Annotated in this window: 27 protein-coding genes and 2 pseudogenes; 16 read left to right on the top strand and 13 right to left on the bottom strand. The window is 56.3% G+C overall.

Annotated features, from left to right (window positions below):
• Positions 1-4: 4 nt before the first annotated feature.
• From G6N78_RS25430 to G6N78_RS25445, 4 genes are read right to left on the bottom strand one after another with little or no spacing between them, the layout of a single operon-like run.
• Positions 5-1,102, bottom strand: coding sequence for an AI-2E family transporter (locus G6N78_RS25430; RefSeq protein ID WP_165225859.1), 1,098 nt, complete (start codon positions 1,100-1,102; stop codon positions 5-7).
• A gap of 16 nt (positions 1,103-1,118) precedes the next feature.
• Positions 1,119-1,562 carry a hypothetical protein gene (locus G6N78_RS25890; protein ID WP_234906120.1) on the bottom strand — a complete coding sequence of 148 codons (444 nt, stop codon included), beginning with the start codon at positions 1,560-1,562 and terminating at the stop codon, positions 1,119-1,121.
• 56 nt (positions 1,563-1,618) lie between these two features.
• On the bottom strand, positions 1,619-1,780 hold the full coding sequence (locus G6N78_RS25440; RefSeq protein WP_165225861.1) for a hypothetical protein: 162 nt from the start codon (positions 1,778-1,780) through the stop codon (positions 1,619-1,621).
• Positions 1,781-1,806: 26 nt separating this feature from the next.
• A complete protein-coding gene (locus G6N78_RS25445) occupies positions 1,807-2,079 on the bottom strand; it encodes a hypothetical protein (RefSeq protein WP_165225863.1) in 273 nt (90 codons plus the stop codon).
• Positions 2,080-2,712: 633 nt separating this feature from the next.
• On the opposite strand from G6N78_RS25445, the gene G6N78_RS25450 reads away from it, so the two are divergent.
• The 11 genes and pseudogenes from G6N78_RS25450 to G6N78_RS25500 all read left to right on the top strand — a co-directional run bounded on the left by G6N78_RS25450 (position 2,713) and on the right by G6N78_RS25500 (position 10,210).
• On the top strand, positions 2,713-2,916 hold the full coding sequence (locus G6N78_RS25450) for a hypothetical protein (protein ID WP_149747815.1): 204 nt from the start codon (positions 2,713-2,715) through the stop codon (positions 2,914-2,916).
• Positions 2,917-3,074: 158 nt separating this feature from the next.
• Positions 3,075-3,305 carry a hypothetical protein gene (locus tag G6N78_RS25455; RefSeq protein WP_149747814.1) on the top strand — a complete coding sequence of 77 codons (231 nt, stop codon included), beginning with the start codon at positions 3,075-3,077 and terminating at the stop codon, positions 3,303-3,305.
• A gap of 11 nt (positions 3,306-3,316) precedes the next feature.
• Entirely contained in the window at positions 3,317-3,565 is a 249-nt protein-coding gene (locus G6N78_RS25460) for a hypothetical protein (RefSeq protein ID WP_165225865.1), read from the top strand.
• A 57-nt stretch (positions 3,566-3,622) separates the two neighbouring features.
• The gene (locus G6N78_RS25465; RefSeq protein ID WP_165225867.1) at positions 3,623-4,498 is read left to right on the top strand and encodes a transglutaminase family protein; all 876 of its coding nucleotides are present in this window, start codon (positions 3,623-3,625) and stop codon (positions 4,496-4,498) included.
• A gap of 98 nt (positions 4,499-4,596) precedes the next feature.
• Positions 4,597-5,418: a transglutaminase-like domain-containing protein gene (locus G6N78_RS25470; RefSeq protein ID WP_165225870.1), complete on the top strand. Its 822-nt coding sequence runs from the start codon at positions 4,597-4,599 to the stop codon at positions 5,416-5,418.
• Positions 5,419-5,572: 154 nt separating this feature from the next.
• Positions 5,573-5,710, top strand: a complete 138-nt coding sequence (locus tag G6N78_RS25475) for a hypothetical protein (RefSeq protein WP_165225873.1) — start codon at positions 5,573-5,575, stop codon at positions 5,708-5,710.
• 46 nt (positions 5,711-5,756) lie between these two features.
• The gene (locus G6N78_RS26100; protein WP_370691562.1) at positions 5,757-5,957 is read left to right on the top strand and encodes a DUF4167 domain-containing protein; all 201 of its coding nucleotides are present in this window, start codon (positions 5,757-5,759) and stop codon (positions 5,955-5,957) included.
• Positions 5,954-6,963, top strand: a pseudogene (locus tag G6N78_RS25485) (fatty acid desaturase); the annotation flags it as partial. The gene G6N78_RS26100 and the pseudogene G6N78_RS25485, both read left to right, overlap by 4 nt.
• 356 nt (positions 6,964-7,319) lie before the next feature.
• Positions 7,320-7,565, top strand: a complete 246-nt coding sequence (locus G6N78_RS25490; RefSeq protein WP_165225879.1) for a hypothetical protein — start codon at positions 7,320-7,322, stop codon at positions 7,563-7,565.
• Positions 7,566-8,688: 1,123 nt separating this feature from the next.
• Entirely contained in the window at positions 8,689-8,880 is a 192-nt protein-coding gene (locus G6N78_RS25495; RefSeq protein WP_165225882.1) for a CsbD family protein, read from the top strand.
• Between the two features lie 192 nt (positions 8,881-9,072).
• Positions 9,073-10,210: pseudogene (locus tag G6N78_RS25500) on the top strand (IS3 family transposase).
• A 73-nt stretch (positions 10,211-10,283) separates the two neighbouring features.
• Here the strand turns inward: G6N78_RS25500 and G6N78_RS25505 are convergent.
• Positions 10,284-11,447, bottom strand: coding sequence for a site-specific integrase (locus G6N78_RS25505; protein WP_370691558.1), 1,164 nt, complete (start codon positions 11,445-11,447; stop codon positions 10,284-10,286).
• Positions 11,448-11,524: 77 nt separating this feature from the next.
• On the opposite strand from G6N78_RS25505, the gene G6N78_RS25510 reads away from it, so the two are divergent.
• The 3 genes from G6N78_RS25510 to G6N78_RS25520 all read left to right on the top strand — a co-directional run bounded on the left by G6N78_RS25510 (position 11,525) and on the right by G6N78_RS25520 (position 13,569).
• Positions 11,525-11,803 carry a type II toxin-antitoxin system Phd/YefM family antitoxin gene (locus G6N78_RS25510; RefSeq protein WP_165225885.1) on the top strand — a complete coding sequence of 93 codons (279 nt, stop codon included), beginning with the start codon at positions 11,525-11,527 and terminating at the stop codon, positions 11,801-11,803.
• A complete protein-coding gene (locus G6N78_RS25515) occupies positions 11,790-12,221 on the top strand; it encodes a plasmid maintenance toxin (PemK-like) (protein WP_165225888.1) in 432 nt (143 codons plus the stop codon). The genes G6N78_RS25510 and G6N78_RS25515 overlap by 14 nt, the downstream gene beginning before the upstream one ends.
• 208 nt (positions 12,222-12,429) lie before the next feature.
• Positions 12,430-13,569, top strand: coding sequence for an RHE_PE00001 family protein (locus G6N78_RS25520; protein ID WP_165225891.1), 1,140 nt, complete (start codon positions 12,430-12,432; stop codon positions 13,567-13,569).
• 424 nt (positions 13,570-13,993) lie between these two features.
• On the opposite strand, the gene G6N78_RS25525 is transcribed toward G6N78_RS25520, so the two are convergent.
• The 4 genes from G6N78_RS25525 to G6N78_RS25540 all read right to left on the bottom strand — a co-directional run bounded on the left by G6N78_RS25525 (position 13,994) and on the right by G6N78_RS25540 (position 19,543).
• On the bottom strand, positions 13,994-14,791 hold the full coding sequence (locus G6N78_RS25525; RefSeq protein WP_165225894.1) for a hypothetical protein: 798 nt from the start codon (positions 14,789-14,791) through the stop codon (positions 13,994-13,996).
• Between the two features lie 65 nt (positions 14,792-14,856).
• Entirely contained in the window at positions 14,857-16,086 is a 1,230-nt protein-coding gene (locus tag G6N78_RS25530; RefSeq protein WP_165225897.1) for a hypothetical protein, read from the bottom strand.
• Positions 16,083-18,353: a sensor histidine kinase gene (locus G6N78_RS25535; protein ID WP_165225900.1), complete on the bottom strand. Its 2,271-nt coding sequence runs from the start codon at positions 18,351-18,353 to the stop codon at positions 16,083-16,085. The genes G6N78_RS25530 and G6N78_RS25535 overlap by 4 nt, the downstream gene beginning before the upstream one ends.
• Positions 18,350-19,543: a class I SAM-dependent methyltransferase gene (locus G6N78_RS25540; protein ID WP_165225903.1), complete on the bottom strand. Its 1,194-nt coding sequence runs from the start codon at positions 19,541-19,543 to the stop codon at positions 18,350-18,352. Before G6N78_RS25540 ends, G6N78_RS25535 begins: the two co-directional genes overlap by 4 nt.
• A 262-nt stretch (positions 19,544-19,805) precedes the next feature.
• Here G6N78_RS25540 and G6N78_RS25545 point away from each other — a divergent pair, with 262 nt between their 5' ends.
• Together G6N78_RS25545 and G6N78_RS25550 are read left to right on the top strand one after the other, a co-directional pair.
• A complete protein-coding gene (locus G6N78_RS25545) occupies positions 19,806-20,996 on the top strand; it encodes a hypothetical protein (RefSeq protein ID WP_165225905.1) in 1,191 nt (396 codons plus the stop codon).
• Between the two features lie 123 nt (positions 20,997-21,119).
• A complete protein-coding gene (locus tag G6N78_RS25550; RefSeq protein WP_165225907.1) occupies positions 21,120-21,740 on the top strand; it encodes a hypothetical protein in 621 nt (206 codons plus the stop codon).
• Positions 21,741-21,850: 110 nt separating this feature from the next.
• On the opposite strand, the gene G6N78_RS25555 is transcribed toward G6N78_RS25550, so the two are convergent.
• The 4 genes from G6N78_RS25555 to G6N78_RS25570 all read right to left on the bottom strand — a co-directional run bounded on the left by G6N78_RS25555 (position 21,851) and on the right by G6N78_RS25570 (position 24,450).
• Positions 21,851-22,546, bottom strand: a complete 696-nt coding sequence (locus G6N78_RS25555; RefSeq protein WP_165225909.1) for a hypothetical protein — start codon at positions 22,544-22,546, stop codon at positions 21,851-21,853.
• Entirely contained in the window at positions 22,521-22,694 is a 174-nt protein-coding gene (locus tag G6N78_RS25560; RefSeq protein ID WP_165225911.1) for a hypothetical protein, read from the bottom strand. Before G6N78_RS25560 ends, G6N78_RS25555 begins: the two co-directional genes overlap by 26 nt.
• Before the next feature lie 404 nt (positions 22,695-23,098).
• The gene (locus G6N78_RS25565; protein WP_165225913.1) at positions 23,099-24,157 is read right to left on the bottom strand and encodes an MvdC/MvdD family ATP grasp protein; all 1,059 of its coding nucleotides are present in this window, start codon (positions 24,155-24,157) and stop codon (positions 23,099-23,101) included.
• Positions 24,154-24,450 (bottom strand): hypothetical protein, encoded by a 297-nt coding sequence (locus G6N78_RS25570; protein WP_165225915.1) that lies wholly within the window; start codon positions 24,448-24,450, stop codon positions 24,154-24,156. Before G6N78_RS25570 ends, G6N78_RS25565 begins: the two co-directional genes overlap by 4 nt.
• Between the last annotated feature and the right edge of the window lie 182 nt (positions 24,451-24,632).

Raw genomic sequence — 24,632 nt, forward strand, 5'->3', positions numbered from 1 at the left:
CCGCCTAACGGAAAGGCGCGGCCTTCTCCTGCGCATATGCCGCATGCTGCGGCTTCACACCCTCGTCCTGCTGCTGTTGCGTGAAGAGTGACCAGGCCGAGACAAAGAGAGCTGCAATGAGGGGGCCGATCACGAAGCCACTCAACCCGAACAGGGAAATGCCGCCCAGAGTTGAAATCAGAATGATGTAATCGGGCAGGCGGGTGCCTTTCCCGACGAGGGGCGGGCGCAGCAGGTTGTCGACCAGACCGATGAACACGACACCAACGAAGACGAGGACGCCTCCCTTCATCCACGCGCCGATGAGAAACATCCAGATCGCCGCCGGTCCCCAGACCAGCGCTGCACCGATGGCAGGCAACATCGATAGCAACGTCATGATGACGGCCCAAAGCAGTGCTGCCTCCATCCCGATTATCCAGAATGTCAGCCCTCCGATGGTCCCCTGGATAATGGCTATGATAACGTTGCCTTTGACCGTTGCGCGCGCCACTTCCGCAAATTTGTCCAGGAATTTCCGCGTATAGGTGTCACTCAGGGGCGTTGTCTGACGAAGCGTCCCGGCAAGGCTTGCTCCATCCCTGAACAGGAAGAACAGCAGGTAGAGCATGAGCCCGATGCTGACAAACACATGAGCGGTATTCTGGCCAAAGCTCAGGACGCTGCCGGCGATGGATTGTCCTGCTTGCATTATGCCAGAGGAAATCTTTTCCCGCATTTGCGCGGCGCCTCCGAGCTTGACGGAGGCCAGCCAGTCTTCGAGCGATGGTGGCACGGCCTGCTCGATCTGATTGAGATAACTGTTGAGATCAATCTCGTTGTTGCTCATGCGCTGGTAAAGATTGGTCCCCTCCTGGATCAGTGAGGCCAAGACAATCATGGCAGGCAAAATGACCAGGAGCACGCATAACAGAACTGTCAGGAAGGCCGCGATGTTTTTGCGGCCTTTCATCCGCCTCTCAAGCCGGACGTGGATGGGGAAAAAGATGATGGCCAAGATGACCGCCCAGAGGATGGCGGTGTAATAGGGCAAAATAAGCCATACAAAGGAAATCGTCACGAGCGTCAAAAGGACGTAAAAACTTGTTCTTTGGATGGACATGGAGGCCGTTGCTTGTTCAGTCATCGCTGATGGATGGCAACTCGATTTCGACATATCGTCGCTGTCGGTCGTCCATGGGCTCGATGTGCTTCATCCAGAAGTCGTTTGCGGCAGACGGCTCGTTCTCCCACTTGCGGGTATTGACGATGTTGTCGTCGATCTTGGCCCGTCGCGTTCCGCCAAGCCGCAGATACTCTGCCGCGAGCTTCGCGGACGGTGTTTTCGCGTCTAAAGGGTTCGCCTCTGCCGCCTCATCCTTGCCGAGCATGCCCAGCAGGGCATCGCGCTCGGGCGTTCCGATATGCTGCGCCAGAAAAGCGTCAAGCGGCGTGCGCGTTTCGTATCCACCGGAAGACGGGTTGGCCCGGTGAAGCACCAGAGGATTGTCCGTTGCCGGATCTCGTCCCAACAGCCATCGATCCCCATTGGAACTGGCTGCAAATTCACGCCATTCGCTCATCGGCATATCCTCCCTGGATAGGGGTTTGGGGTCCTGGTTGGTTTTGGAAATGCATCTCAGTACCCCGCAGGCACCGGTTGCTCGGGGGGATCGGTATCTGGTTTCTTCGCCTTGATTTGCGTGGGGGGCAGTTCGATCACATTCAACCGGTTGCCAAGCGCCGGCTCCCGCATTTTTCTGACTACCGCCAGAATCACCACGTTATCTGTCTTTGACATGCCTCGTCTCCATCGATTGCGATGCCTTATTGCTCGCCTTCATCCATGCTGCCGCCCTCGTTCTCCCATCGTCGGAGCGCCACTTTGTCGGAATGCACTTTGTGCCGTTCCGAGACCGGATAGATCTCGCTCATGATCATGCCGGTTTGGATGCGTTCAATGATTGCGAGTTCATCGCGGTGATCGGGACCTGCAACAGCGCCAAGGTCGGCCGTCGAGTAGTTGCTGCGCTTTAACACGCGCCGGGTGATTTTTTCGGTCGCGCCGATGTCGTCGACTGGTCGCTTGTCTGTCGGCATGAAGAAGCATCCTCTAAGCGAATGAGCGCTAGTGTGTGATCCCGATGGAATGCGCTAGCCGGCGTCTTTCGCTGGCATGGTCTGTCCGTCTATCGAGATGGTTGACAATCGAAAGCCTGCGTCTCGATCAGAGTCAGATCCGGCAAACTGTGCCGGCACGCTGTAAATGTGGCCGAGCGATGTATGTCGAGAGAGTAAAGGGCAAAACCTGCAATGAGAGCATCAACTGGGCCGGGGCGTCAGATCGTAGCCGGTTACGTTTTGGCCGCCTGCTGCATGCCTTGCTCCGTCAGTACGGATATGGCGCCCGGCTCCAGACTTTCAAGTGCCGCGCGATGCCGTCGACAGGGTGGACCCATGCGCAGCCGACAACAGGCCGTGTCTCATGGATTCGCTCGTCGAAACACCGCTGTCCGGATCGGAAGAGAAAGCTCTTATCCAGCGCCCTGCGTGTATGGACGGTAATGTTTTCCCGATAGAAAAATATTAATATGTTAAAACGGTTGTAATTATTAAAACATCTCCCATATATTGGATAGATAAAATCGGAAATTCAGAATTTCCCGTATTATATCCTTCGATGAAGGCGAAATTTTTATGGGAAGTCAGTTCAGCACGATGTAAGGATGTTTCATGTCGACGTCGAAGGGGCCTCACGCCGCACCGGTAAAACTTTCGGCCGGGGAGAAGGCTGCCGTGACCGATCAGACCGCTCGACACATCATATCCTCCGAGAACGCGCTCAGAGTGAGCAAGACGTCTCGTCTGCGCCAATTGCGTCTGGAAAAGGAAGCTCTGGCGAATTCCGAACCGGTGACTCGTTCCAAAAAGAAATAGTGGCCGGAACGCGTTCTGCCCCGTGTGATGCCGGATCGTACCGCCCAACCGTCCCGAAACGCGTCGACTGCGCGCGTCCTACCCGCAGTTCCTCTCGTCGCTCTTGTCTCGCACAGTTGCATTCATGGCCGGCGCCTCGATGAAGAAGGAGCAAGGCAATGCGTGCAGAATTCTATCCCGCCTCCATGTCGCGTAATCTCGTGAGGATCGGCCGACGTGAGTATGGCGACAACCTTCCTGCCGTTTCGGCGGATATTTCCGAGCGTTGCGGACGGCTGCGCATCATTGGCCTTACGAGCTTTTCCGCTCTCGACCGCCATGAGAGCGCAACCTGCCCGATTGGCCAGCCCGGAGCCGGCATTGCCGGCCTTGATCCCGCACGCCTTTGAGAGGATGAACCATGATACAGATCGACTATTCGTCGCCTGCAGGCTTTTTCGCGGGCAGGCGCGTGGGCGGGAGCATTAGCGGCCCTCGTTACAAGCGGTTCGACAATACCGCAGAGGCCCTTCGGTTCGCTATTGAAGAACTGCCCTGTTCCCAGCTTCGGGGAGCGGTCCTCGAAATCGGCGACACGCGTTTCGAAAGCAACGAAATTCGTTCTCTGTATGATGCGGTCGATTATCCTTTTCCCCGAAAAGAAACGTAACGTCGATCGTGACGCCCCGCCGACGGATCTCCTTGCGACAACGAAGGCGCAGACGTCATGACGCTTTATTCGGTGAAGCACCGCACGCAGTACCAGTACACGCATCCCGTGACGTTCGGACGTCACCGTCTCATGTTCCGTCCGCGGGACAGCTTTGACCAAACTCTCCTCGCCTGTTCTCTTCAGACAAGTCCTCCCCCGTCGTCCGTCAGGTGGATCTACGATGTCTTCGGCAATTGTATCGCCTTGGTCGACATTGAAGCGTCCTCGTCCGAATTGGTGATCGAAACTCGGATAAAGCTCGATCATACGGTCCATGTCCCACTTGACCTGGAAATGCACACGGATGTGCGTGGCTATCCGTTCAGCTATGATGATGACGAAATCATCGATCTGGGACGAACCGTCAAGCGCCATTATCCCGACCCTGATAACGCTGTCGCTGCCTGGGCTCGGCAGTTTGTTCCCGTCGCGGGCCCGGCCCGAACCGGCCATGTGCTGATGACATTGTGCTACGCAATTCGGGAAATCTTTTCTTATTCTCGCCGCGAAAAACATGGGATTCAGACTCCTGCAGAGACCTTGCGGCTCCGCAGCGGCACTTGTCGGGACTTCGCGCTGTTGATGATGGAAGCGGTTCGTTCTCTGGGCCTGGCGGCACGCTTCGTCACAGGATACATCTATGTGCCTGACCGCGATGGGGACCATAATCTGGGCGGCGGAGCAACCCACGCCTGGTGCCAGGTCTATCTCCCTGGCGCGGGCTGGGTGGAGTTCGATCCGACCAATGGCATCGTGGGAAACCGGGAGTTGATACGGGTTGGCGTTGCCCGTGACCCGAAGCAGGCCATCCCGCTGTCCGGCAGTTTCGAAGGCAAGGCAGGCAGGTTGATTGACATGACTGTTCAGGTGAACGTGACGACCACCGAATAAATGAGATGAGGGTTCCGTACAGATGGAACACTCCGCATTCAGGACCGTTGGCACTAGAACCGTTGGCGGTTGATATCCCCCCGATAAAGGACTTTTCCATGCGAATACGTGCCGGCTTCCGGATTGGCTATGAATGCAAGCAGGAAACACCCATGTTGCTGGTGCTTAACCTTCATCCAAGCCGGCGCGGCGACCTGCTGGGGGAGCAGACGATTTCCTTCGACCGTGCCATCAGGGCGTGGGACTATATGGACGGCTTCGGCAATGCCTGCAGTCGTGTCGTTGCGCCGCAGGGCGTCACGATGATCAGCACCGAGTTTCAGATCTACGACGATGGACAGCCGGATCCGGTCCCCGTCGACGTCGTTCAACACGACATCAATGATCTTCCTGATCATGTTCTCGTTTATCTTCTGGGGAGCCGTTACTGTGACACGGATCGTCTGGCGGATTTCGCCTGGGAGACGTTCGCCCATACGAGGCCGGGCTGGGATCGCGTGAAATCGATCCTCGATTATACGCATGAGCGGATCGCCTTCGACTATTCCAAGGCCGACCCGACGAGAACCGCCTTCGGAGGCTGGCACGACCGGACGGGCGTGTGTCGAGATTTTGCTCACCTCGCCATAACCTTGTGTCGGTGCATGAACGTTCCGGCCCGGTATTGTACCGGTTACCTCGGTGACATCGGGGTGCCGGCAGATCCGAACCCGATGGACTTCAGCGCATGGTTCGAGGTCTTTTTGAGCGGCCGCTGGTACACAGTCGATGCGCGCCACAACGCGCCGCGCATTGGGCGGATATTGATGGCAACGGGCCGGGATGCAACGGATGTGGCCATGTCCACCGCGTTTGGTCCGGCAAAACTTGTGCACTTCGAGGTAACGACCACCGAAATTGACACCGCACTCGCAACTTGAACGCGATGCCGCCATAATGATGTGATAGAAGCAATGATGTCCGAGCTTGTTGCCTGGACCTAGGTGAGCATTCCGTTCGGATCGCCGACATGCTTACAGTCCTTTCAGCGATTCCTGATTGCCGCAGTCGAGCCTCTCCTGCGCATGGATACCGATGCCGACCATTTTGAACCAAACCACCTTCGTGGCCTCAAGCGCCCAGGCTGCACCATCGCAGACGGCGGTCACGCCGACCCTTTCGGGCCTCAGCCGCAAGGAACTGCGCGAGATCGTCGCCCAGCAGATTGATTGAGACGACCATGTCAGACGCCGGGAGCGGGCTCGAAGCCCGAACAAACATGAACAGAAGAGTGAACCGGTCCGGGAGCCTCGGCGCCGACACCTTGCGCGAACGCCTGCTCGACAAGTACAGGCAGCACCTGCATTTCGCCGGGTTGAAGCAGTCTGCCGGCGACCGGATCGGCGCCGAAAATGACCTTCAGCATGCCGAGCATTTTTTTCGAAGCGCCGCCGAGCAGACTGGCGGCGGCCAGCCATGAGCGCATCATTGACGGTCGCACCGCCTGACGCGAGCGAAAAGGCCTTGCTGAAAATTCTCGCGGGATACCACAAACCGAAGGTCCGGCGCAGCGTGTACGAACTGATCGTGACGCTGGGACCTTTCGTATTTTTCTGGACGGCAGCCTGGGCCTCGCTGCATTTCGGCTATTGGATCGGGTTCTTCTGGTCATTCCGGCGGCCGGCTTTCTCCTGCGGCTGTTCATGCTGCAGCACGATTGCGGGCATGGGTCCTTCTTCGGGCACCGCCGTTGGGATGACTGGACCGGGCGTGTTCTCGGTATTTTCACGCTGACGCCGTATGACTATTGGCGCCGGGCGCATGCCGAGCACCATGCATCGGCCGGCAATCTGGATGAGCGTGGCGTCGGCGACATCACGACGCTCACCGTCGCCGAATACAGAGCGCTGACTGCCCGCGGCAGGCTGGGCTACCGCCTCTATCGGCATCCCCTGGTGATGTTCGGTATCGGCCCGGCCTTCCTGTTTCTCTTCAAGCAGAGGCTGCCATTCGGCATGATGCGGTCCGGTGCCCTGCCTTGGGTGTCGACCATGGCAACCAATGCGGCCGTGGCGGCCATTGCATGTGTCCTCATGTGGGCGATCGGGATTGTGCCCTTCCTGCTGGTTCATCTGCCGATCGTGCTTTTGGCGGGCTCGGCCGGCGTTTGGCTGTTTTACGTGCAGCACCAGTTCGAGGATACTCACTGGTCCAAGCCTCCGGAGTGGAACTTTCCCTACGCAGCGATGCACGGCGCATCGCATTACGACCTGCCGGCTCCCCTGCGCTGGATGACTGGAAATATTGGCATGCACCACATTCACCATCTCTCCAGCAAGGTGCCGTTCTACCGTCTGCCAGAGGTTCTCCGTGATTATCCCGACCTCGCCGAGATAGGATGCATCAGCCTGCGCGACAGCCTCGGCTGCGTTAAGCTCATTCTCTGGGATGAGAATTACACGAAAACTGGTCTCGCTGAACGCGACCAAAGGCCTTCGTTAAAGCATGCCGAAAACGCCACCCGCACTGAAGAGGGCATTGCCATGGACAATCCAATGAATGATGCAGCCAGTTCGAGCGAAGGCGAGAAGTTGTTCCAAAGAACGATGACCCCGTATAGAGCCTGCATTCCTTACGGGAGCAACCGTGCGCCAGATGGGTATGGAGCCCCCCTTGCAGTGCCTATCTTTCTCGCGCAACGCCCGTCCACTCTGCTTCACGACGCCTTGGCGGCAATGCTTGCAACTTGGGAGCACCTATCGGTCCCGGCAGCTTCCTGCCTTGCGGCGAAAGCAGCCATGCACCTGAAAACCTGAGCGTTAAACCTGAAGGGAGCAGTGTCATGACCATTGGCACACGCGTTGAAATGGTAACCTTTCGCAACAGCTTTCTGCTGCCAGGAATGGAGCGTGAGCACCCGCCGGGTGCCTTCGAAGTCCACATCACCGAAGAACCGTTGAACGTGATGTGGGAAGCCTACCACCGAACGATGAATTTGATGCTCACACGCGGCGGCGTCACGGAAGCGATTAAGGTGACCCGTGACGATCTGGAAGCCGCTCTCGCCAAAGATGGGGGAGACGGCTGAGGAGGAGGGGTCGTCAATCATCACCCAACAACCAACGCGCTGTGCCCATCCGCAAGATAGCTGCTAACCCTTAGAATACGGTCTTTCATTTTTCAGGCGACTTGATCGAGCAGACAAGCCAACCACGATATTTGTGCGGCGCAGCAACACTGGCCAAGATGACGAGTTAGGGACTGCGGCGCGTTAAGGCGGTGACGTACGCAAAGGACCGCAATAATGCGGGCATCTGAAATTCGTTAGACATTTAATCTGAAAATGTCGTCAAACGCCGTCGCAAATTTGTTACCGGTTTCAGGCTAACCTGGTTTGTCTGCGCTGGCTGTTAAACGATAGATTAAAAAGGATAATATTGATTTCTGTGTACGCCGCAGCGATCAAAGAATTATAAGGGTCTGTCATATATATCGTGGGCGGCTGATCTCACGTTAAGTGCCAAGATCCGCCCAATATTCTCAATTTAACTGCAGAGTCTCAAATTAGGTGCCGCGCTATCTGATTGAAATTGTTGGGGACAGATTCATGCGGTTAACTGCAAAGCGACACTATACCCGCAACGCTTAAGCCAAGTCACCTCGGATGAGCTTTCGACCTCGCAGTGGATGTAGCCGCCGACCATGCGAAATCGTCGGCGAACAAAACCAACAGCTCGTCGATTTCGGATAGCTCGAATCCGTCAACATTCTTGCCGTTGTTGATGTAATGGGGAGGCGCCAACCACGATCAGTGTATCGAAGTTCTCAAGTGCTTTGGGTGGAGCGTGCACTCCGATCATCGCCCTCACCAAGGGTCCGATGACGATTCCGTTTCGGATTCCGGGATCACGACTTTGGTGGATGCCTTCAGCGTTGCCCTCCAGAAGCGCCTATTCCTCAAAGTCACATGCTCGAGGTTCGAATGGAAGGTCTCTTCAGACTATTGGGCCGCTCGTCCAAATAAACAATGGGCGATTGCTAGGCAAACGCCGGCCCTACGCGAAATAGCTAGCTAGATCGGGAACGATGTGTCTCCCCGCGGGTTCTCTCATTGAGCGGATCGTTGAACGGTCTGACAATGGACTTCCCCGGCAGATGACCGGATAGCGACTTGGAAGACCGTGCGTCCCCGCTAGATAAGGAGATCCATCATGGGTTCCACAGCTGATAAAGTTTCCGGCAAGGCGAATGAAATGACCGGCAAGGCAAAGCAGGCCGTCGGCGACGCTACCGATAACAATAAGCTCCAGGCAAAGGGTGCCGCCCAGGAAACAAAGGGTGATGCGCAGCAGGCCAAGGGCGACGCCAAGGATGCGGTGAAGAAGGTCGTCGACAACACCTGATCGCTTCCCTCATTAAATAGAGATATGGCCCGCAAATGCGGGCCATCAGACTGCTGACAAACCCCTGGTCACATCCAGGGGTTTATGATTCACTGGGACATGTTGAAGAGAGCTGGCTCGGGAAATTTGAACAGCGGGGATAATTGGAATTTCTGCCTGACTTTGGCTTAGATGCCGGAAACAGGAGAGACCATGACGAGACGACCACGCCGGAACCATAGCCCGGCTTTCAAGGCGAAGGTGGCTCTTGCCGCCATCAGGGGCGAACAGACGCTGGTGGAATTATCCCAGCAGTTCGACGTCCATGCCAATCAGATCAAGCAGTGGAAAGACCAGCTCCTTGAAGGAGCAACGGGCATTTTCGGCGATGACACCAAGGCGGAACCGACCGTTCCGACCGTCGATGTGAAGACACTTCATGCCAAGATCGGCGAACTGACGCTGGAGAATGATTTTTTGTCCGGTGCGCTCGGCAAGGCGGGATTGCTGAGCGGAAAGAAATGATCAATCGCAAGCACAAACTGTCGATTGCCCGCCAGGCGAAGCTTCTCGGGTTCAGTCGTGGCAGCCTCTACTATTCTCCGCGTCCAGTGTCCGACAGCGACCTGGCTTTGATGCGCCGAATCGACGAGTTGCATCTCCAATACCCGTTTGCGGGCAGTCGCATGTTGCAAGGGCTTTTGAGAGGAGAAGGGTTGGAAACTGGGCGGCTTCACGTCGCCACACTGATGAAGAAGATGGGCATCGAGGCGATCTATCGCCGCCCAATCACCTCGAAGCCAGCGCCTGGACACAAGGTCTATCCCTATCTCCTGCGCAAGCTGGCAGTCACCCGGCCCAATCAGGTCTGGGCGATGGACATCAGCTATATTCCGATGGCGCGGGGCTTCATTTATCTTTGTGCCGTCGTAGATTGGTTCAGCCGCCGAGTTCTGTCGTGGCGGCTGTCGATCACGATGGAGGCGGACTTCTGCATCGCAGCGGTTGAAGAAGCGCTTGCCCGTTATGCCAAACCCAATATCTTCAATACCAACCAGGGTTCGCAGTTTACCTCGGTGGACTCACTGCCGTGCTGAAGAAAGCTGAGATCGCCATCTCGATGGATGGTAGGGGTGCATGGCGAGACAACGTGTTCGTCGAGCGGCTCTGGCGGTCGATCAAATACGAGGAAGTCTACCTACACGCCTACAAGACCGTGTCCGAGGCTCGCGCTGGCATCGGTCGATATCTGACCTTCTACAATACCAGACGCCCACATTCATCCCTTGACCGGCAGACGCCGGATCAGGCTTACTTCAACGCGCTCACGCCAATGACAGCGGCAGCATAATCGAGGCGGAAATCCACTTAACGAAACGCCACGGAATGTTCAGACAAACCGAACCACCTCTCTGGTTCGCTTCTCAGTCCATGAGTCTCGCTGCTCTACCGCTGCGCCTAGTCGCACTGTTGTAGTATTCCGACGCCTGCTGGACGGATCGATGCCGGGATTGCTCCATAGCCTCAGGCAGGGGAATGCCGCGATTGGCTGCTTCGGTGAGATAACCTGAACGCAAGCCATGGGCGGAAAACTCCGCCGGGTCCAGCCCTGCCATGAAGGCGCGCTGCTTGACGATATCGTTGATGGCTTTCGGATCCAGCGGGCGCTTTGAGACATTGCCCCAGCGATCGATCGCCCGGAACACACTGCCGCTTTCGATCCTGCTGGCCTCGAGCCAGGCATTCAGCGCATCGACGGGCCGGCCGGTGAGATAGACGACCTCCTCATTGCTGGCACCACTGGTCTTGGTGCGACCGAGATGGATGGACAGCGAGGGCAGGGGAGGTGATCCTTCAACAGGGATCGGCGCTTCCATCACCAGTTGCTCTTTGCGCAGCCCCGCCACTTCACTGCGACGCCGACCACCGGATGCAAAAGCGACCATCAGGATGGCCTTGTCCCGGACATCGCGCAGGCTGTCGGTCCGGCAGGTACCAATCAGCTTTGAGAGCACATCACCTGTGACGGCCTTGGCGCTCTTGCGCCGCTTCGGACGTGGCGTTGCACGCACCGCCAGCCGGATGGCCGACTTGAGGGCAGGGGAGGTGAATGAAGCCTGCAGCCCACGCCATTTGGTCAGCGTAGACCAAGTTGCCAGCCGACGGCGCACGGTATCGGGTGCATGGGGACCGGATGCACGGAGAAACCCCTGGAGGCGAAGCTTGTTCTCGACGTCCGCCGGCATGCCATGCTCCAGATCCGTCAGGCGCTTTTCCGGATCCCATAGGTGATGGGCAATAAACTTCAGCAGCAGAGCCTCCGGCGCGGGCCAGGGGAGTGACCGGCCCGTGGCCGCCAGCGACCAAGCCTGTAGATAGGCAAGATCAGAAGTGACCGCACGCAGTGTATTGGCGCCCATTCCCTCGTTGACGAGGTGGCGAAGGGTCTCGATATCCTGATCGGTCAGAAGCTCGGCCAGTTCGTCACGCCGCTCCATTGGCAGGACGGCGGCGATCGTGTCCAGTTCTTGAACGCGCCGCGACACTAACTCGTTAGTCGACAGTGATACCGGCGGCTTTCCCATCATGGCATGACCCTCGGGGTATGACTAGGTTTGCAAAAACTCCGGAAAGCCCGTATATTCCGGAACAAAGGAGATCTGCCATGACGTCGATTGTGACAGCAGCCGCGGTTTCGAAGAATTTCGGTGCCTACCAGGATGCGGCCGTGCGAGAGCCAGTGATCATCACCAAGAACGGCCGGCCGCGCACGGTGCTGATTGCCTATGAAGATTACCTCCGCCTGGCCAAGCGCGATCGGAGGGTCGATCTGACGGCTGCGATCAGTGACGACGAGCTTGCCACGATCGAGGCTTCGACGATGGAAACGGGCCTTGATCATCTCAATGCCGAACTGCTGATGGACAAGAATGCTGCCGATTGAACCTAAGGTCGGCTGGGTCTTTCGCTATTCCTATCTCTGGCATTGGCAGCATCTGGACGGACGGGAAGAGGGTGACAAGGACCGCCCCGCTCTGGTGCTGGCGATTGTTGCGACGCTTGAGGACGGGACGCCGGCAGTCCGTGTCCTGCCAATCACGCATTCCCCACCGTCCAATCCCAGCGAAGCAATCGAAATCCCGCCTGCCACCAAGCGTCGCCTCGGTCTCGATGACGAGCGATCCTGGATCGTGCTGACCGAAAGCAATCGTTTCGTCTGGCCGGGGCCTGATGTTCGCCCTGTTGACAGCGAGAACGGATATCATGGGCCACTGCCTCCGGCACTCTTCGAAGAGGTAAAGCGCCGGTTTGTCGATCTTGCGAGAAGCCAGCGTCACAAGGCGACCATCCGAACCGACTGAGCTGCTCTGCATCCTGTTGTTCGTCATCAAGATCTACGCATCCCGCTGTGATCTTCGCCGTGATTTGCCATGACTTTAGGCTTTCAGAGCCGTCAGATCAATCACCTCCGATAAGGGTTACTTATCGATGGTGAGACCGCCAACCTACGATCATACCGTGTGGAGAACTTTAATATTCAGATAGAGTTCTTTTAAGAAATCATTTACCATGATTTCAATGGTTTACGATCTCGCGAAAATCAGCATATCCACCTTGATGCGGCCGGCTTTCGACGCGGCAATCGCGCTCACACGTCTCGACGAGCGCATCGCCCGCTCACCGGTCGGTCAGGGATGGATTGAGCGCTCCCACTTTACCGATGCCTGCGCCTCCTTGTGGATCGACGGCGAACTCGTCCATCTCGAAGACCTCGTCCTTCACGACGCCACGAAGGATATTCGCACACCGACCCATGAGCTGACAATCGCCCGCGACGTCCTGCGCACTCGTCGGCGGATCGCCGGCCAATCTCCGGATTGGGCGTTCTCTACCGACGGCATCCGCTCGCTGCGGAAAACCTCAGAGATCGGGTCGGGCGGCGGGGACGAGGCGACGACGGCCAAAGTTATTTGGCCGGCGGCCGCGATCCACGCGGAAGGGGAGGGGGAGGAAGGTGACGACGTCGAATATCTCCCGGGCGTCGACTATGCCGCCATCGATGCGGTGCTGGCCCGATCAGAGGCGGCGATCGAGAATGCAACACGGCCTGGCCGCGCAAGCTCGGCAGACAGAGACGCAATGGTCTATGATCTCGACTGGGACGAGGATGCCCGGCTGGAGGAATGGCGCGGCGTGCTGCGCCAGGCCGGAAATTTGCCGGCGGTGCTGCAGGCGATCGTCGCCCTTGATGCCTGGAACGAGCTTTCCGTCCTGCAGCATGCGCCCTGGCTCGGCCGGCTGCTGGCCGCTACGATCCTGCGCCAGGCCGGCATCACCACTGGTGCCCACCTTACCGCCCTCAATCTCGGTCTGAAAACCATTCCCGTCGACCGGCGCCGACATCGCGATCGCGAAACCCGGCTGCTCGCCATTGCTCACGGCCTGATCGCAGCCGGCGAAATTGGCTTGAAAGAGCATGATCGGTTGACGCTGGCGAAGACAATGATGGACCGAAAGCTGGACGGGCGGCGGACGTCGTCAAGATTACCGGAGCTCGTCGAGCTGGTGATGGCGAAGCCATTGGTGTCGGCCGTGATGGTGGCCAAAACGCTCGACGTCACGCCGCAGGCGGCGCGGCGGATCGTTTTGGAACTCGGCCTCCGGGAGATGACGGGGAGGGGGAGGTTTCGCGCTTGGGGAGTATTATAGTTCGCCATGCAAGGTGGCTTGCAGCTCATTCGAAATAGCCTTGCCGTCCAAGCGCTCCGCGGGAGCGAGATCGACGCGGTTGCCGTATTTTATGAACTGGCACAACGGAGTAGCTCAAAACCATCCATGCAAGATAGTTCGCTTTATAGACTGGTATCGACGACAGACGAGACGACTCTCTGATGCTCGCTAATGAGCCCACGCTCTTGTTGGCTGAAATCCTGCCGCTTGGTTCGCAATCGTGTTTTGTCTGGACCCAAAGGGCCCGAACCACGCCGTGTTCCCCACATAGCCTCGTAGCGAACCGTTCAAACGATTCAAGTACCAACTCGCAAAGCTCAGACCCCACTGCGGTCGCCGATCTGCGTCTGAAGGAGGATGTCTGTCTATGGGAGCGGAAACGCTCGCACCGCAAGCTTCAGATTCATTCCTTCGCAAAAAACAAACCCAAACCAAACTGATTTACACCGCCACAACCTCGGCATCGCCATGCAGTTCCAATCTTGATATCTCGCCGGAGCATGAATGCCTGCTCAGAACATTCTGCATTGCTGCAGGTGAAATCCTGACCGTCAATTCTCCACTGGACATTGCCATTTCCAACGTCGCGGACCTTGTATGTGGCGTCACATCCTGGGCAACGCGCACTTAGTTCTTCTGCTCCGTGCGGCATGCGTTTGCGGATCGTCGAGCCACAATTCTCACATTGTACGTCGGCAAATATAGCGAAGTTTGAGTTGAAAACTGTCGAAGCCAATACCTTTTCCAAGAACGCGATAATATCGTTAGACCGGGCGCGAAGCTTCACGTAGTCGACCGCCTTCGCCGAGCCGAGCTGCTTGAGTGTAGGCATGTGAAGAAAACTGCCCAGTGCGTCGTAGCGCTTTTTGAGCATGGTGAAGGAAAGGACGGTTTCGCTTCCGAGCTCCTGCATCGCCTTTGCCGGCACACCTGGTTCGTCCTCGATCCCAATGGATATGGTGCTGTCTTTGTCAGCCGTCGGGTCTATGTCTAACAACTGCTCCATGAGCTTTCGAGGCTGCCAGGTTTCGTACTCGGTCTTCGGCAATTCCTCAGCGTATTTCGATGCGCGCTCATACGTTAGAGCCTCCATCGCATATCTGAGTTCGAGAGCAGCATATTTTATCCGATGGTCCTCAAGAGCGGCCAATTCCCGCTTCGCATTAGCAACACAAAGTCGAGCTTGATAGCGAAAGTCCAATCTGTGGTCACCCTTCTGTTCGCTGGAATTAGATCCCAGGCTCGTCGTCTCATGTGGCGCACCGTTTAAGCAGTTTCGTAGAGAGCCGGTGGAATCCTTGGCATTCCCGGGCGTTGCATGTACGCGGCATAACGCTGCTGAACCCGAGTAATAAATGGCGGCAGCATTCGCCCGACGCGAGTATAGTCCTTTTTGATCTGTTTCAGGGTCTTAATCTTCATGTCCCTAAACATCACGCTGAACGTTTGCCCATCGATCATCGCGAAGACGATCGCCTCGTTGTCCTTCTCGTTGCTGAAATTGCCGAAGGTCTTATCGATCCGCTCCTCGACATTCTCCACTGCCTTTGCTTGCAAGAGATAGAGTTGGTGGTCATCTCCTCCGCGAAGGCAATCACATTCGGCTCGAACGTTAATCCAATAGGTCTTGCGATCTTCCCCTGGAACAGGGAAGGCGAACACGTCCCCCGGGGCGTACAGATCCTCCCTAAGGCGTTCGTTCCTAAGAAAGCGCTCGCCCTCAAGCACTTGATACATTGCTTTGCGGTACGCTGGCGCGTCCTTCTCGCTCTGTTCCTCGACTGCTTCCATGAAGGGTCCGAGATCTAGTTCCAGCAGGCCCATGCGCGACTCGACAAGGCGGTTAAGCAGTTTGTTCATTTCGACCTCGGGGGGAATTTCGTCGGCCCCGAATGTCTGCCACAGCAACACGGGCCAATACGGTGTCCGGTTGTGCAGGTCGATGAACAGGTCGTTTGCTGCGCGGACGTAGTTGCGTTCCCAGGTTTTCAGCGTAAGCACAGAGGGGGTGCTGTTTGCCCAGTCCTCAAGGACCTCATACAGCTTATCGGTCACCTCTACCTTGCGTTTCACCAGGATGTGAGACTCTTCAACGCTCTTATGCAGTTCGGCATCTGCCGACAGCTCGTCAATGACCGTCTGCGGCTCCTCGTTGGTAAAGATGAACACGGGAGCGTGGCGATTCTGACTGAGGCGTTTCAAGAAGGCGATGTTCTGCGCGATCATTGCCTTGTTCAGGGTGTCCGGCAGTCTGACGCCGGCATCGAGTGGTATGCCTTCGGCGTTATTGGCCAAGTTCCAGTCCATAATGAAAAACGAGACCCTCGAAAAGTGTTCGAGATCGTAATCTGCGCTGGGCAGGGCAGGCAGGGGAATGGCGTGACCGCCGCCGTCGCGTATGTTCTGGAGGATTCTGTCTATCGCTTCCCCCGAGCCGATGCCGTTGTCTATGACCACTGCAATGCCCTTAAACAAGTTCGGACCAACCATGTTCATGCTTGCTCCTTGACGAATGAGACCACCAAATTGGCTCCCTTAAGTACACGTTGATCCTTGCTGGCGATGTCGATCGAGTACTCGTGGCGCTCAAGCAACTGCCGCGCGATGTAGAGCCCCAATCCGCGTCCGTCCTCGCCCTTCCCAGAGAAGAACGGCTCGAACAGGTAGGGTAAGTCCTCTTCCCGGAAACCGGGACCGCTATCTGCGAAAGTCATTGTACCGGCATTGCCATCAAGCAAGATTTCGATTTCCCGAGGCTGTGGAGCGCCCTGAAGCCAATACGCAGCATTGTCAAAAAGGTTGAGGAGCAGTTGGAGCAGCACGGCATCGGTCGTCTTGGCAACAAGAGGGGAGCCGATAGTTTCGACCCTGACTTCGATCGCGTTGCGCTCCATCAAACTCTTGAAGATTTTGGCGACCTTCTCGACCAGATCGACGACGCGTATATCCTTCCGGCGTTGCTTGGTCGACCGGAAGAGGAGCTGCATGTCGGTCATCTGCGACTGGACGAAGCTGAGCAGACCACGCATCGCAAGAAGTTCGGCACTGAGCGCCTCCTTGTCGATCTTGGCATCGCTTTCGCTATGGGCGATCAGCTTATCTATGGCCGCCATGACGCGCTGCATTGCTAGCATAAGGTCGTGAGACGCCGCTTCGACCGACAGGCCAACGCCCGCCAGATGCTCGGTGTTCTCAGCGCGCTGCACTAGATAGCGCCGCTCTGCTTTGTACTGTTGGTTCGCCTCGGAGATTTTCTCCCGTACCGACAACGGGACGTTAGCCGCTGCGGCTGCAGCTACCACCTCCTCCATCAGGGAGGGCACTTTACCCGTTCGGAAGACGTCAACATCTTGAGATTGTTTCGTGCGCTGCTTGTAGAGGCTATAGGGTCTTTTGCGCACCCACGCCAAAAAGGTCTGAAGCAACGCTCGGAAGTCGTCGACGGCCTGTCCTGTGTCTACGAGACCTTCTCTGCTGGTTTTATCACGCAGGTTGTGGTTTTCGGACTGAGAGATGTTAACGAAGCCGACAACCTGGTCGTTGCTGAGGAACTCGCTGGCACGGACGGTACCTCGACGAACGTCGATAAGCAGCCAGTCGTCGTCCGGGTCGCCATACGGGTAGACCCTGATTCCATCTCGGTAGAGATAGATCCGATGACCCTTTATTAGATCTTTGTCGCTCTTATCCAGCTGCAACTTGCCTTTAGCGTCGTTGCTGAAATCGAATACGTAGAACGAAAAGTCGAACGATCCACATTCGGTGCGCAAATTCTGCGCTTCCGCAGGCTTTAGCCCTCGCCGACCCAGATACTCGCGAAAGACTGCGAGCCCAGTGAGGTCGGAATCGGCGAGCTGCAGCTGCTCCAGCCTGCCGTCGATTTCGAACTCGAACGTCGTGGCCTCTTCGTTGTATCGGCCCTGGATCTCGAAGACCGAGTGCTCCTTCAGCAGTACATCTAGCCGGTCACGCAGGTCTGAGCCGAGCGGTTCGTAGGTCTCACCGCGATATATGAAGACCGAAAAGTCCTTATCGATAGGGACGCTTCCGCCAGTCCCTTCGGCATCATCCCCGTTTTCGAGGCCTGCGAAAGATGATTGGAGTCTACTTAGATCCTCGAACACCTTTTCGATCTTAAAGCGCGTCCACATTCCGACGGGAGGTGAGATCTCGATACGGGTGCCTTGGGGACGACGCATTTTCTTGCGACCGCCGAGGTCAATCTCCTCCTCCAGAATGGTTGCGGCTGGCGAGACGACTTCGAATTGAAGTTCAAGTTCATCCAGGAACATTGGCTGGTTGCCTTCGATGAAGTCCTCATCAAAACCTGCCAGCTTGAGCTCAAGAACATTCTCGGATGACGAACGTGCGGGGCGTGTAACCATCCGGATATCCCGCCCCAGTTTTAACAGGGCGAAGCGGCCGATGCCCTTTTCACCTTGGATGATGCGTCCGCTTTCAGTCCTTCGCTTCTCACCTTTCTTGCCCATGAGCTTCATGGGCGTGGCAGGATTGACCCAATGGTTTTCGATAACATCGGCCGCCATTCCGTGACCGTCATCCTCTACGACGATCATGGCGTTTGGCCCTGCACGGAAATTCTCGTCGAAATCCTCAAAGGTGACCTTCACCCAGGTCGCATCGGCGTCGTACGAATTCTTGATCAATTCAGCCAGCGCGACCTGCTCGTTACGGATCAACTGGTCGCCAAGCATCGTCAGAAGCCGAGCGTAGGGTTTGAATTTCAAGGATTTGGCGGTCATCGGCGCTGCGCCATCACAATGTATTCCTCTGCGTAAATTTCCATGCTCGTTCTGGACGACGAGAGCCGACCATTCGGTAGCCTGTAAGGCGTATTCGGCTTATTCGATAGGTGCCGTTTGACGACACGCACGTCTATAAAGCCTGCCTCGAGTAAACTCTCGACCAAATGATTCGCATTATCGATGCGAACACCATTAAGTTGAGTATTTCCGATCACGAAAACAGAAATACCGCCCGAGCGCAAGAAGTCATGGCAACGCTTGGCCACCTTCTGCATATCGAGAAAATATCTGGCTACTGCCTCGGCCAGGCATCGGTCTTTATCGAAAAGGCTGAACACTATCTGCAACCCGACAGAATTGAGATCCCGGATAGCTGTGGCGAGGTTTGCACGCCTGCTGCTTGTCCCGATTACGCCCGGGCGAAGATCTCGGTGATCGTCAACGAAGCCCAGCCACAGCGCCGAAAGCTGGTGTAGGTCCGCGTACTCATAGGACGTAGCGTATGGCGGACTAGTGACGATGAGGTCGATCGCCGAGCCGGGCCGCTCCACCTCGATTACATTGCCACAGACGATCTCGGATTCAGGACGGGGAATGTGCGCAATCTCTGACCAAGCCGATGCCATCAATCGGCACTGCCGGCGAAAGGCCTCAAGCACAGGCAAGGGGCGCTTGCTGTGATCTTTGGACGGCTTGGTTGACCGCAGTCGCCATTGGGAAGCCGGTTTGAGTATAGCCGAAAAGGCGCACTGAAAAGCCATGGCCTCTTCGCTTTCGCAACCTACTTCGGAAGCGATCGCGTTGCTGAGCCTGGCGAGATCATCGAATTGACTCGCTTCGTACCATGGCACTAGTTTTTGAATCGCTCCTGCCGAGAGCGTCGGCAACCTAGAGGCGATCTCGAATTGCTTAGCAATCCTGTCCGCGCGTTCTTCGAACCCTGACGGCTCGAATCTACTGCCTTTGACGCGAGCAATCAGCGTGGCGACGGGATTTATATCGCAGCCCCAGAACTCGATATTACGGGCCGCCGCCTCGTAAGCGACTGTACCGCTACCACAGAAGACATCGGCTACCCTTTTGACCTCGACGCCCTGTTGCTCGGCGTAGCTGAAAGCGTTGTTCACAAGAAATGCAGGAAACCTTGCGGGATAAGCGTGAATACGATGTATCTTGGATTCAGGCATAGCCGATTCGGTCCAGTTGGGCGAAAATGGTGCGGGAGCCAACCGGTTGTATTTCCAGCGCGGGAGCTCGCTAAACGCTTGGTCATTGATTAGAAGCATGGGCCACGGAGAGTCGGAGAAGGTTATTGAAGCCCAAGGATAGATTGTTAATAGTTATCGGGCAGTTACGACCTAAGGTCGCAAGTGTCTGTCAAGCGAACTTGAGAACCGAAATCGACGGATTAATTTCACTTCTCGATGACCAGCCCTGCCGGAGCTGTGCATGAAAGTGCGCTCAATCCATCCGTTTCCCGCTCGTATGGCCCCCGATTTGGCGCTGACTTCACTTGAGCACCTGCCTGTGGGCAGCACTGTCCTTGATCCAATGGTCGGCTCAGGCACGGCCGTACGACAGGCACTGGAGCTCGGACACGACGCTATCGGCTTCGACCTTGATCCCCTCGCCGTCCTAATGAGCAGGGCCTGGACCACGGAAGTGGCTGACGAAGATATCGGGAGTGAGCTCGATGCTGTGCTCGCTGAGGTGGAGAACAGAGGCGGCGATGTTCCCAACCTGGACTGGCAGCAAGACGACGAGACTGCCCAATTCGTGGACTTTTGGTTCCATGAGGCTCAGCGTGGCGACCTAGCTAGAATTGCCGCCGCTTTAAACGAGCGCGAACGAGGCGAACTGAAATCCGGACGACGTGCGGCACTTAACGTCCTGCGCGTCGCCTTCAGCCGTATCATCATAACGAAGGAGCAGGGTGCCTCGCTGGCCAGAGATACGTCCCATAGCCGGCCCCATCGCGTGGCGACAGTCTCCGATTACAACGTCATGCCCAATTTTGAGCGTTCCGTTTCACAGCTGCGCAAGCGTCTGCTCGAGCAACCGCCGAAAGGTCGAGCGCGGATTGGTCAGGGCGATGCTCGGGCGCTCTCGCTGGATGACGCCAGCGTTGATGCCGTGATCACATCGCCACCGTATCTGAACGCCATCGACTATATGCGAGGTCATCGTATGTCGTTGGTCTGGTTGGGACACTCAATTCCAAACCTCAGAAATGTGCGGTCCAGCTCGATCGGCGCAGAGCGTTCTGCTGATGCGCATGATCGTCATGCGGAAGTCGAGCACATCGCACGCGCTATGCGAGGAGAGGAGCCGATGGTTAAAAGGCTTGAGGGCATCATCGGGCGCTACGCACTTGACTTGATTGTAATGACCTCCGAGGTCGCCAGGGTATTAAGGCCCGGCGGCAAGGCGACTTTTGTGGTGGGCAACAGTTGCATCAAGGGCAAGTTCATCGACAACGCCAACGGGGTCGCAACCGCCGCGGAACGCGCTGGGGTAATTGTTTTGGAGAGTAGGGAAAGAGATTTGCCGGCGGCGAACCGCTATCTGCCTGTGTCTGGTGACAGCCTGTCGAAGCGTATGCGTACGGAAACTGTTATTGTTTGCCAAAAGCCGAAGTGAGCGACATTTGGATTTATCAGACATTGAGCGATAATCGCACCCGCCTCTCGAATCTCGCTACCTGTTGCCCGTGATCTCGCGGGTAAGGGTGTTTCAAAACTGAAGATTGGTGGAGCTATTGGCGTGGCGATAGAAGCGTGGGATCCGAAAAGTAGGCGCTGGATTTTATACCAAAGCGAAGCCGAGCATAGCGCCGATTGTCAATCTCACCCCTACGAGAAAATTCCCAGGCGGGTGTTTCTGGACACCAATGTTGTCAACCTCCTTGTGACGAGCGCGGAGCAAGTCTTCGAGCAGGCTCAGATTTCGGAGGAAGTAGACAATACTCGTGCCGAGGACATTGAGGCGCTTATGCACGTTTTCCAGGTTGGAGCCCGGGCTCAGTGGGACCTCGTCGCCAGCCAAAAGACTATCGACGAGATTGTCCTTACGCCGAACGTCTCCGACCGCCAGGACCTCCTTGACTATGCCCTCGAGCTTCTTCAGCCACGCGACGACGATTGTGTTTTCGCGGAGGACTTCGGCCGCCGGCTTATGGGCACTCGTTTTGTCTCAGCATTACCGGACCTCGCTGATCAGATGTTGATCGGCAATGCGGTGGGATACGGATGCGATGCATTCTGCACACGAGACCGCCGAACGATTGTAAAGTACCGCGACAAACTTCCGCACCTCCCCCTTCGAATTTTGACGCCTTTAGAATGGTGGCGGTGTGTCCGGCCATGGGCCGGACTGTTCGTCTAGAGCGACTGCTGCTTGGCGATCCCGCCGGCTAGGTGTCGTGCATCATCGATGCGCCACTTAGCGAGGAATTGACATCCATTGCTTTGCGCCGATAGAAACCGCTGTGCTAGTCAGCGTACTTGTCGAGCAGAACCGAGCGGGCGAACATCAGCCCCGCATCGCTGGTAGCCGTCCAGCACCATCAGATAGGTTTTGTCTTCCGACCGCAGAAATTGAACGCCCGGGATTTTTTTTCTCAGATTGTAGACGAGGGCATCTTTGCGATCCATCGCGACAATGCTTGCGATTGTCTCCTCAAGAATGTCGTTTTCTAGAAGCCTGTCAAATTGGAACTTGACGAAGTCGAACTCGCGGTCGGTTAGCTTGATGAGCTTTCCGGAGGGAGGCATCAGATCCTTGTCTGTCAGTCGGAGCGTGTAACCGTTGAGCTCAAGCGTCTTTTGCACGGCAACAGATCTGATCGAAGTGGCGCAGTGTTTGTGGAGGATTTTCACCATGTCATATATGGTAATCTCCCCTACGAAAACGTCGTTAAATACCCGAACAAACTCTTCATAGTGCACAAGTTCGGGCTCATTTTTGAAGTAGAGAAATACCTTCCTCGTACCGACCGTATTCCGTAACGTCCTAAACTCGCTGAAGTCGCGTGATGCTAGAAAGCATATGATATCCTCTCGAATGATTGCGGCTTTGACGTCGGAGATCTCGCGCGTTTGTTCGAGAGCCACACCCTTTGTCGCTGCGTATTCAAGCGCTGCAGCTGCAATCAGAACTTTCTCGTCACTTGCCACGAGTATCTTTTTCATACTTGCTCCAAGGTGTTTGGTGATAGAGCGCGCCGACCATGGTCAGCGCCGCTATGGGGATGGCTTGCCCACCGATAAACCACCAGGCAGACATGCCGAATATCAGTGCAATTAGTGCAATCGTAAATTTCATGATCTCCGGGCGCACGCGACACTCCTTATTCGAGTAGCCTTGGACGCTTTTATAATCTCATTGGAATCTTAACCGAAGCTTACCAAAATGAGAGGACGAAAGATGGGTTGACGCCAATGATGAGTCAGACAGATGACTTGGTCACGACGATCTCCATGTCGCCCGGGAAACGGAAGATCTCTCCCGGAAGGAGATGGTCGTCTTTTACCAGGGGGAGAAGTTCGCCGTCGATTGGCGGGCGTCAGTTCTGCGGTCAATGCTGGTGCGTCCAGCATGGCGTAGTATCGATCCTCGGCCTCTGCAGGCGGAATACGATCTCCTACCGACTATGTTGACGATCTGAATTTTCACTTCCGGACTTCTGCAACGTCGACAAGGGGCGAAGGCGAGGATGGGCAGTTCTTTCGTCTGTCCGGGCGTTATTCGATATGCGTCGCCCAGTCTGCAGCCGCTTCGTAAATGGGGACGTCGATCTTCTCTGCGAATAGGTCTTGCATAGACTGACAGGCACTAGGCGCTGCGGGCTCGATGTTAACCTCTAAGCTTGTCGCGAATGACTCTGCGTAGTTGCAGAATGATTTGAGAATCTCACCTGCGAAAATGCCGTCGAGATACAGGAACTGCCCCATCGGATTGCATTCAAGGAAGACGGGTTCGCCATGCTTGTCTTCGCGGACATCAAAGGTCGCGTATGAGAGGCCAAGGGCTCGCATCAACGTGCGAAGCTTGGCCGCAAGCGTCGGTTCGAGCGGGACCGCTTCCCGTTTCAATGCGAGGTCAATCCGCACGTCGGCAGGATAGCGGGACTTTGACAGATCTGCTCTTGCAGCAAAACCATGATTGCCAAAAAGCGTGACCCGGTACTCGGCATCGCCACCGATATATTCTTGATAGATGGCAGGCATGAAACGCGCATGGCGGATTTGGTCGATAAGCGCTCCAGTAAGTCTGCGGCAGGGTTGCCAAACGGATTCGGTGCCGGTGAACATCTTGAAAATTACGCCCTCCGGATGATGCTCAAGAAAGCGTTCCACCTCGGTCGGATCATTGGTCCATACAGTCTCCGGTACCCGGAGGCCTACGTTTCGCGCCACGCCAAATTGCCGCACTTTCTGCTGAGCCGACCGCTGAGCGTCAAACGGATTGCACCAATGGCCTGGGGAGCCGACGCCTAGCGCTCCAGTCCAAAACTCCTCAATCTCAGCCTCCTGAACAGCGACAAATTTCGGGGCTGTGTGTTCAAAGGCTTGTACGCGCGGCCTTCGGTTCCACCAAAAACCGGTTTCATCGAACCGAACCTGCTTTCCGTGTCTCGTTAAAATGGACAGGGAGCCGCCTTGATTTCGCTTTACGACAAAATCGCTGCCAGTACGCCCGATATCAAGCATGAAAACATTCGCGCTGGCAGAAAGAGATGACAGTACCGCGAGCGCATGCTCGTCAGCGCGATGGCTCAGGATGACAATGCTTGGATTCACGAGAGATCGTCGCGGCTCTTGCTGATGGTCCCGCCGTCATCCACCCACTTCAAAACGGAATCCACGGTGACGTCTAGACCTCTGAGCGCGGCCCCAGTTACCTCGATCGTCACATTGGCATCGGCGGGAATTGCATAGCGCCGTAACTCGCCGCTTGCATCTACGCTGGATGAAGTCACCACATCTGACTCATTGAAGCAAAGCACGTCGCCCTTCGGCGTCACGATTCTCACGATGCCCGATTTTTCTTCACCCTTCAAAAGGCTGCCGAGAATTACTGTAAGTGGTCCCATGTCTTCCCCCTTCCCATGTTTGGAAGAATAAGATGACGCGGTGAGGACGCGCTGTCTACGGCTATTTGCAATCTTGAGCTGAGGTCGCCGCCTTTTGCGAGGCAGAGTGTGCGTCAGGAAACAGGATACTGTTTGGAGGCGGATGGTACGGCGGCCTGCCGTACCGCGATGGAAGTCCAAGA

It is taken from the genome of Allorhizobium pseudoryzae (assembly GCF_011046245.1).
Taxonomy (GTDB): Bacteria; Pseudomonadota; Alphaproteobacteria; order Rhizobiales; family Rhizobiaceae; genus Neorhizobium; species Neorhizobium pseudoryzae.

Excerpts from the sequence above, each read along its gene's own strand:
- G6N78_RS25430 (WP_165225859.1), bottom strand. The coding sequence starts at position 1,102 with ATGTCCATCCAAAGAACAAGTTTTTACGTCCTTTTGACGCTCGTGACG.
- G6N78_RS25890 (WP_234906120.1), bottom strand. The coding sequence starts at position 1,562 with ATGAGCGAATGGCGTGAATTTGCAGCCAGTTCCAATGGGGATCGATGG.
- G6N78_RS25440 (WP_165225861.1), bottom strand. The coding sequence starts at position 1,780 with ATGTCAAAGACAGATAACGTGGTGATTCTGGCGGTAGTCAGAAAAATG.
- G6N78_RS25445 (WP_165225863.1), bottom strand. The coding sequence starts at position 2,079 with ATGCCGACAGACAAGCGACCAGTCGACGACATCGGCGCGACCGAAAAA.
- G6N78_RS25450 (WP_149747815.1), top strand. The coding sequence starts at position 2,713 with ATGTCGACGTCGAAGGGGCCTCACGCCGCACCGGTAAAACTTTCGGCC.
- G6N78_RS25455 (WP_149747814.1), top strand. The coding sequence starts at position 3,075 with ATGCGTGCAGAATTCTATCCCGCCTCCATGTCGCGTAATCTCGTGAGG.
- G6N78_RS25460 (WP_165225865.1), top strand. The coding sequence starts at position 3,317 with ATGATACAGATCGACTATTCGTCGCCTGCAGGCTTTTTCGCGGGCAGG.
- G6N78_RS25465 (WP_165225867.1), top strand. The coding sequence starts at position 3,623 with ATGACGCTTTATTCGGTGAAGCACCGCACGCAGTACCAGTACACGCAT.
- G6N78_RS25470 (WP_165225870.1), top strand. The coding sequence starts at position 4,597 with ATGCGAATACGTGCCGGCTTCCGGATTGGCTATGAATGCAAGCAGGAA.
- G6N78_RS25475 (WP_165225873.1), top strand. The coding sequence starts at position 5,573 with ATGCCGACCATTTTGAACCAAACCACCTTCGTGGCCTCAAGCGCCCAG.
- G6N78_RS26100 (WP_370691562.1), top strand. The coding sequence starts at position 5,757 with ATGAACAGAAGAGTGAACCGGTCCGGGAGCCTCGGCGCCGACACCTTG.
- G6N78_RS25490 (WP_165225879.1), top strand. The coding sequence starts at position 7,320 with ATGACCATTGGCACACGCGTTGAAATGGTAACCTTTCGCAACAGCTTT.
- G6N78_RS25495 (WP_165225882.1), top strand. The coding sequence starts at position 8,689 with ATGGGTTCCACAGCTGATAAAGTTTCCGGCAAGGCGAATGAAATGACC.
- G6N78_RS25505 (WP_370691558.1), bottom strand. The coding sequence starts at position 11,447 with ATGATGGGAAAGCCGCCGGTATCACTGTCGACTAACGAGTTAGTGTCG.
- G6N78_RS25510 (WP_165225885.1), top strand. The coding sequence starts at position 11,525 with ATGACGTCGATTGTGACAGCAGCCGCGGTTTCGAAGAATTTCGGTGCC.
- G6N78_RS25515 (WP_165225888.1), top strand. The coding sequence starts at position 11,790 with ATGCTGCCGATTGAACCTAAGGTCGGCTGGGTCTTTCGCTATTCCTAT.
- G6N78_RS25520 (WP_165225891.1), top strand. The coding sequence starts at position 12,430 with ATGATTTCAATGGTTTACGATCTCGCGAAAATCAGCATATCCACCTTG.
- G6N78_RS25530 (WP_165225897.1), bottom strand. The coding sequence starts at position 16,086 with ATGAACATGGTTGGTCCGAACTTGTTTAAGGGCATTGCAGTGGTCATA.
- G6N78_RS25535 (WP_165225900.1), bottom strand. The coding sequence starts at position 18,353 with ATGACCGCCAAATCCTTGAAATTCAAACCCTACGCTCGGCTTCTGACG.
- G6N78_RS25540 (WP_165225903.1), bottom strand. The coding sequence starts at position 19,543 with ATGCCTGAATCCAAGATACATCGTATTCACGCTTATCCCGCAAGGTTT.
- G6N78_RS25545 (WP_165225905.1), top strand. The coding sequence starts at position 19,806 with ATGAAAGTGCGCTCAATCCATCCGTTTCCCGCTCGTATGGCCCCCGAT.
- G6N78_RS25555 (WP_165225909.1), bottom strand. The coding sequence starts at position 22,546 with ATGAAAAAGATACTCGTGGCAAGTGACGAGAAAGTTCTGATTGCAGCT.
- G6N78_RS25570 (WP_165225915.1), bottom strand. The coding sequence starts at position 24,450 with ATGGGACCACTTACAGTAATTCTCGGCAGCCTTTTGAAGGGTGAAGAA.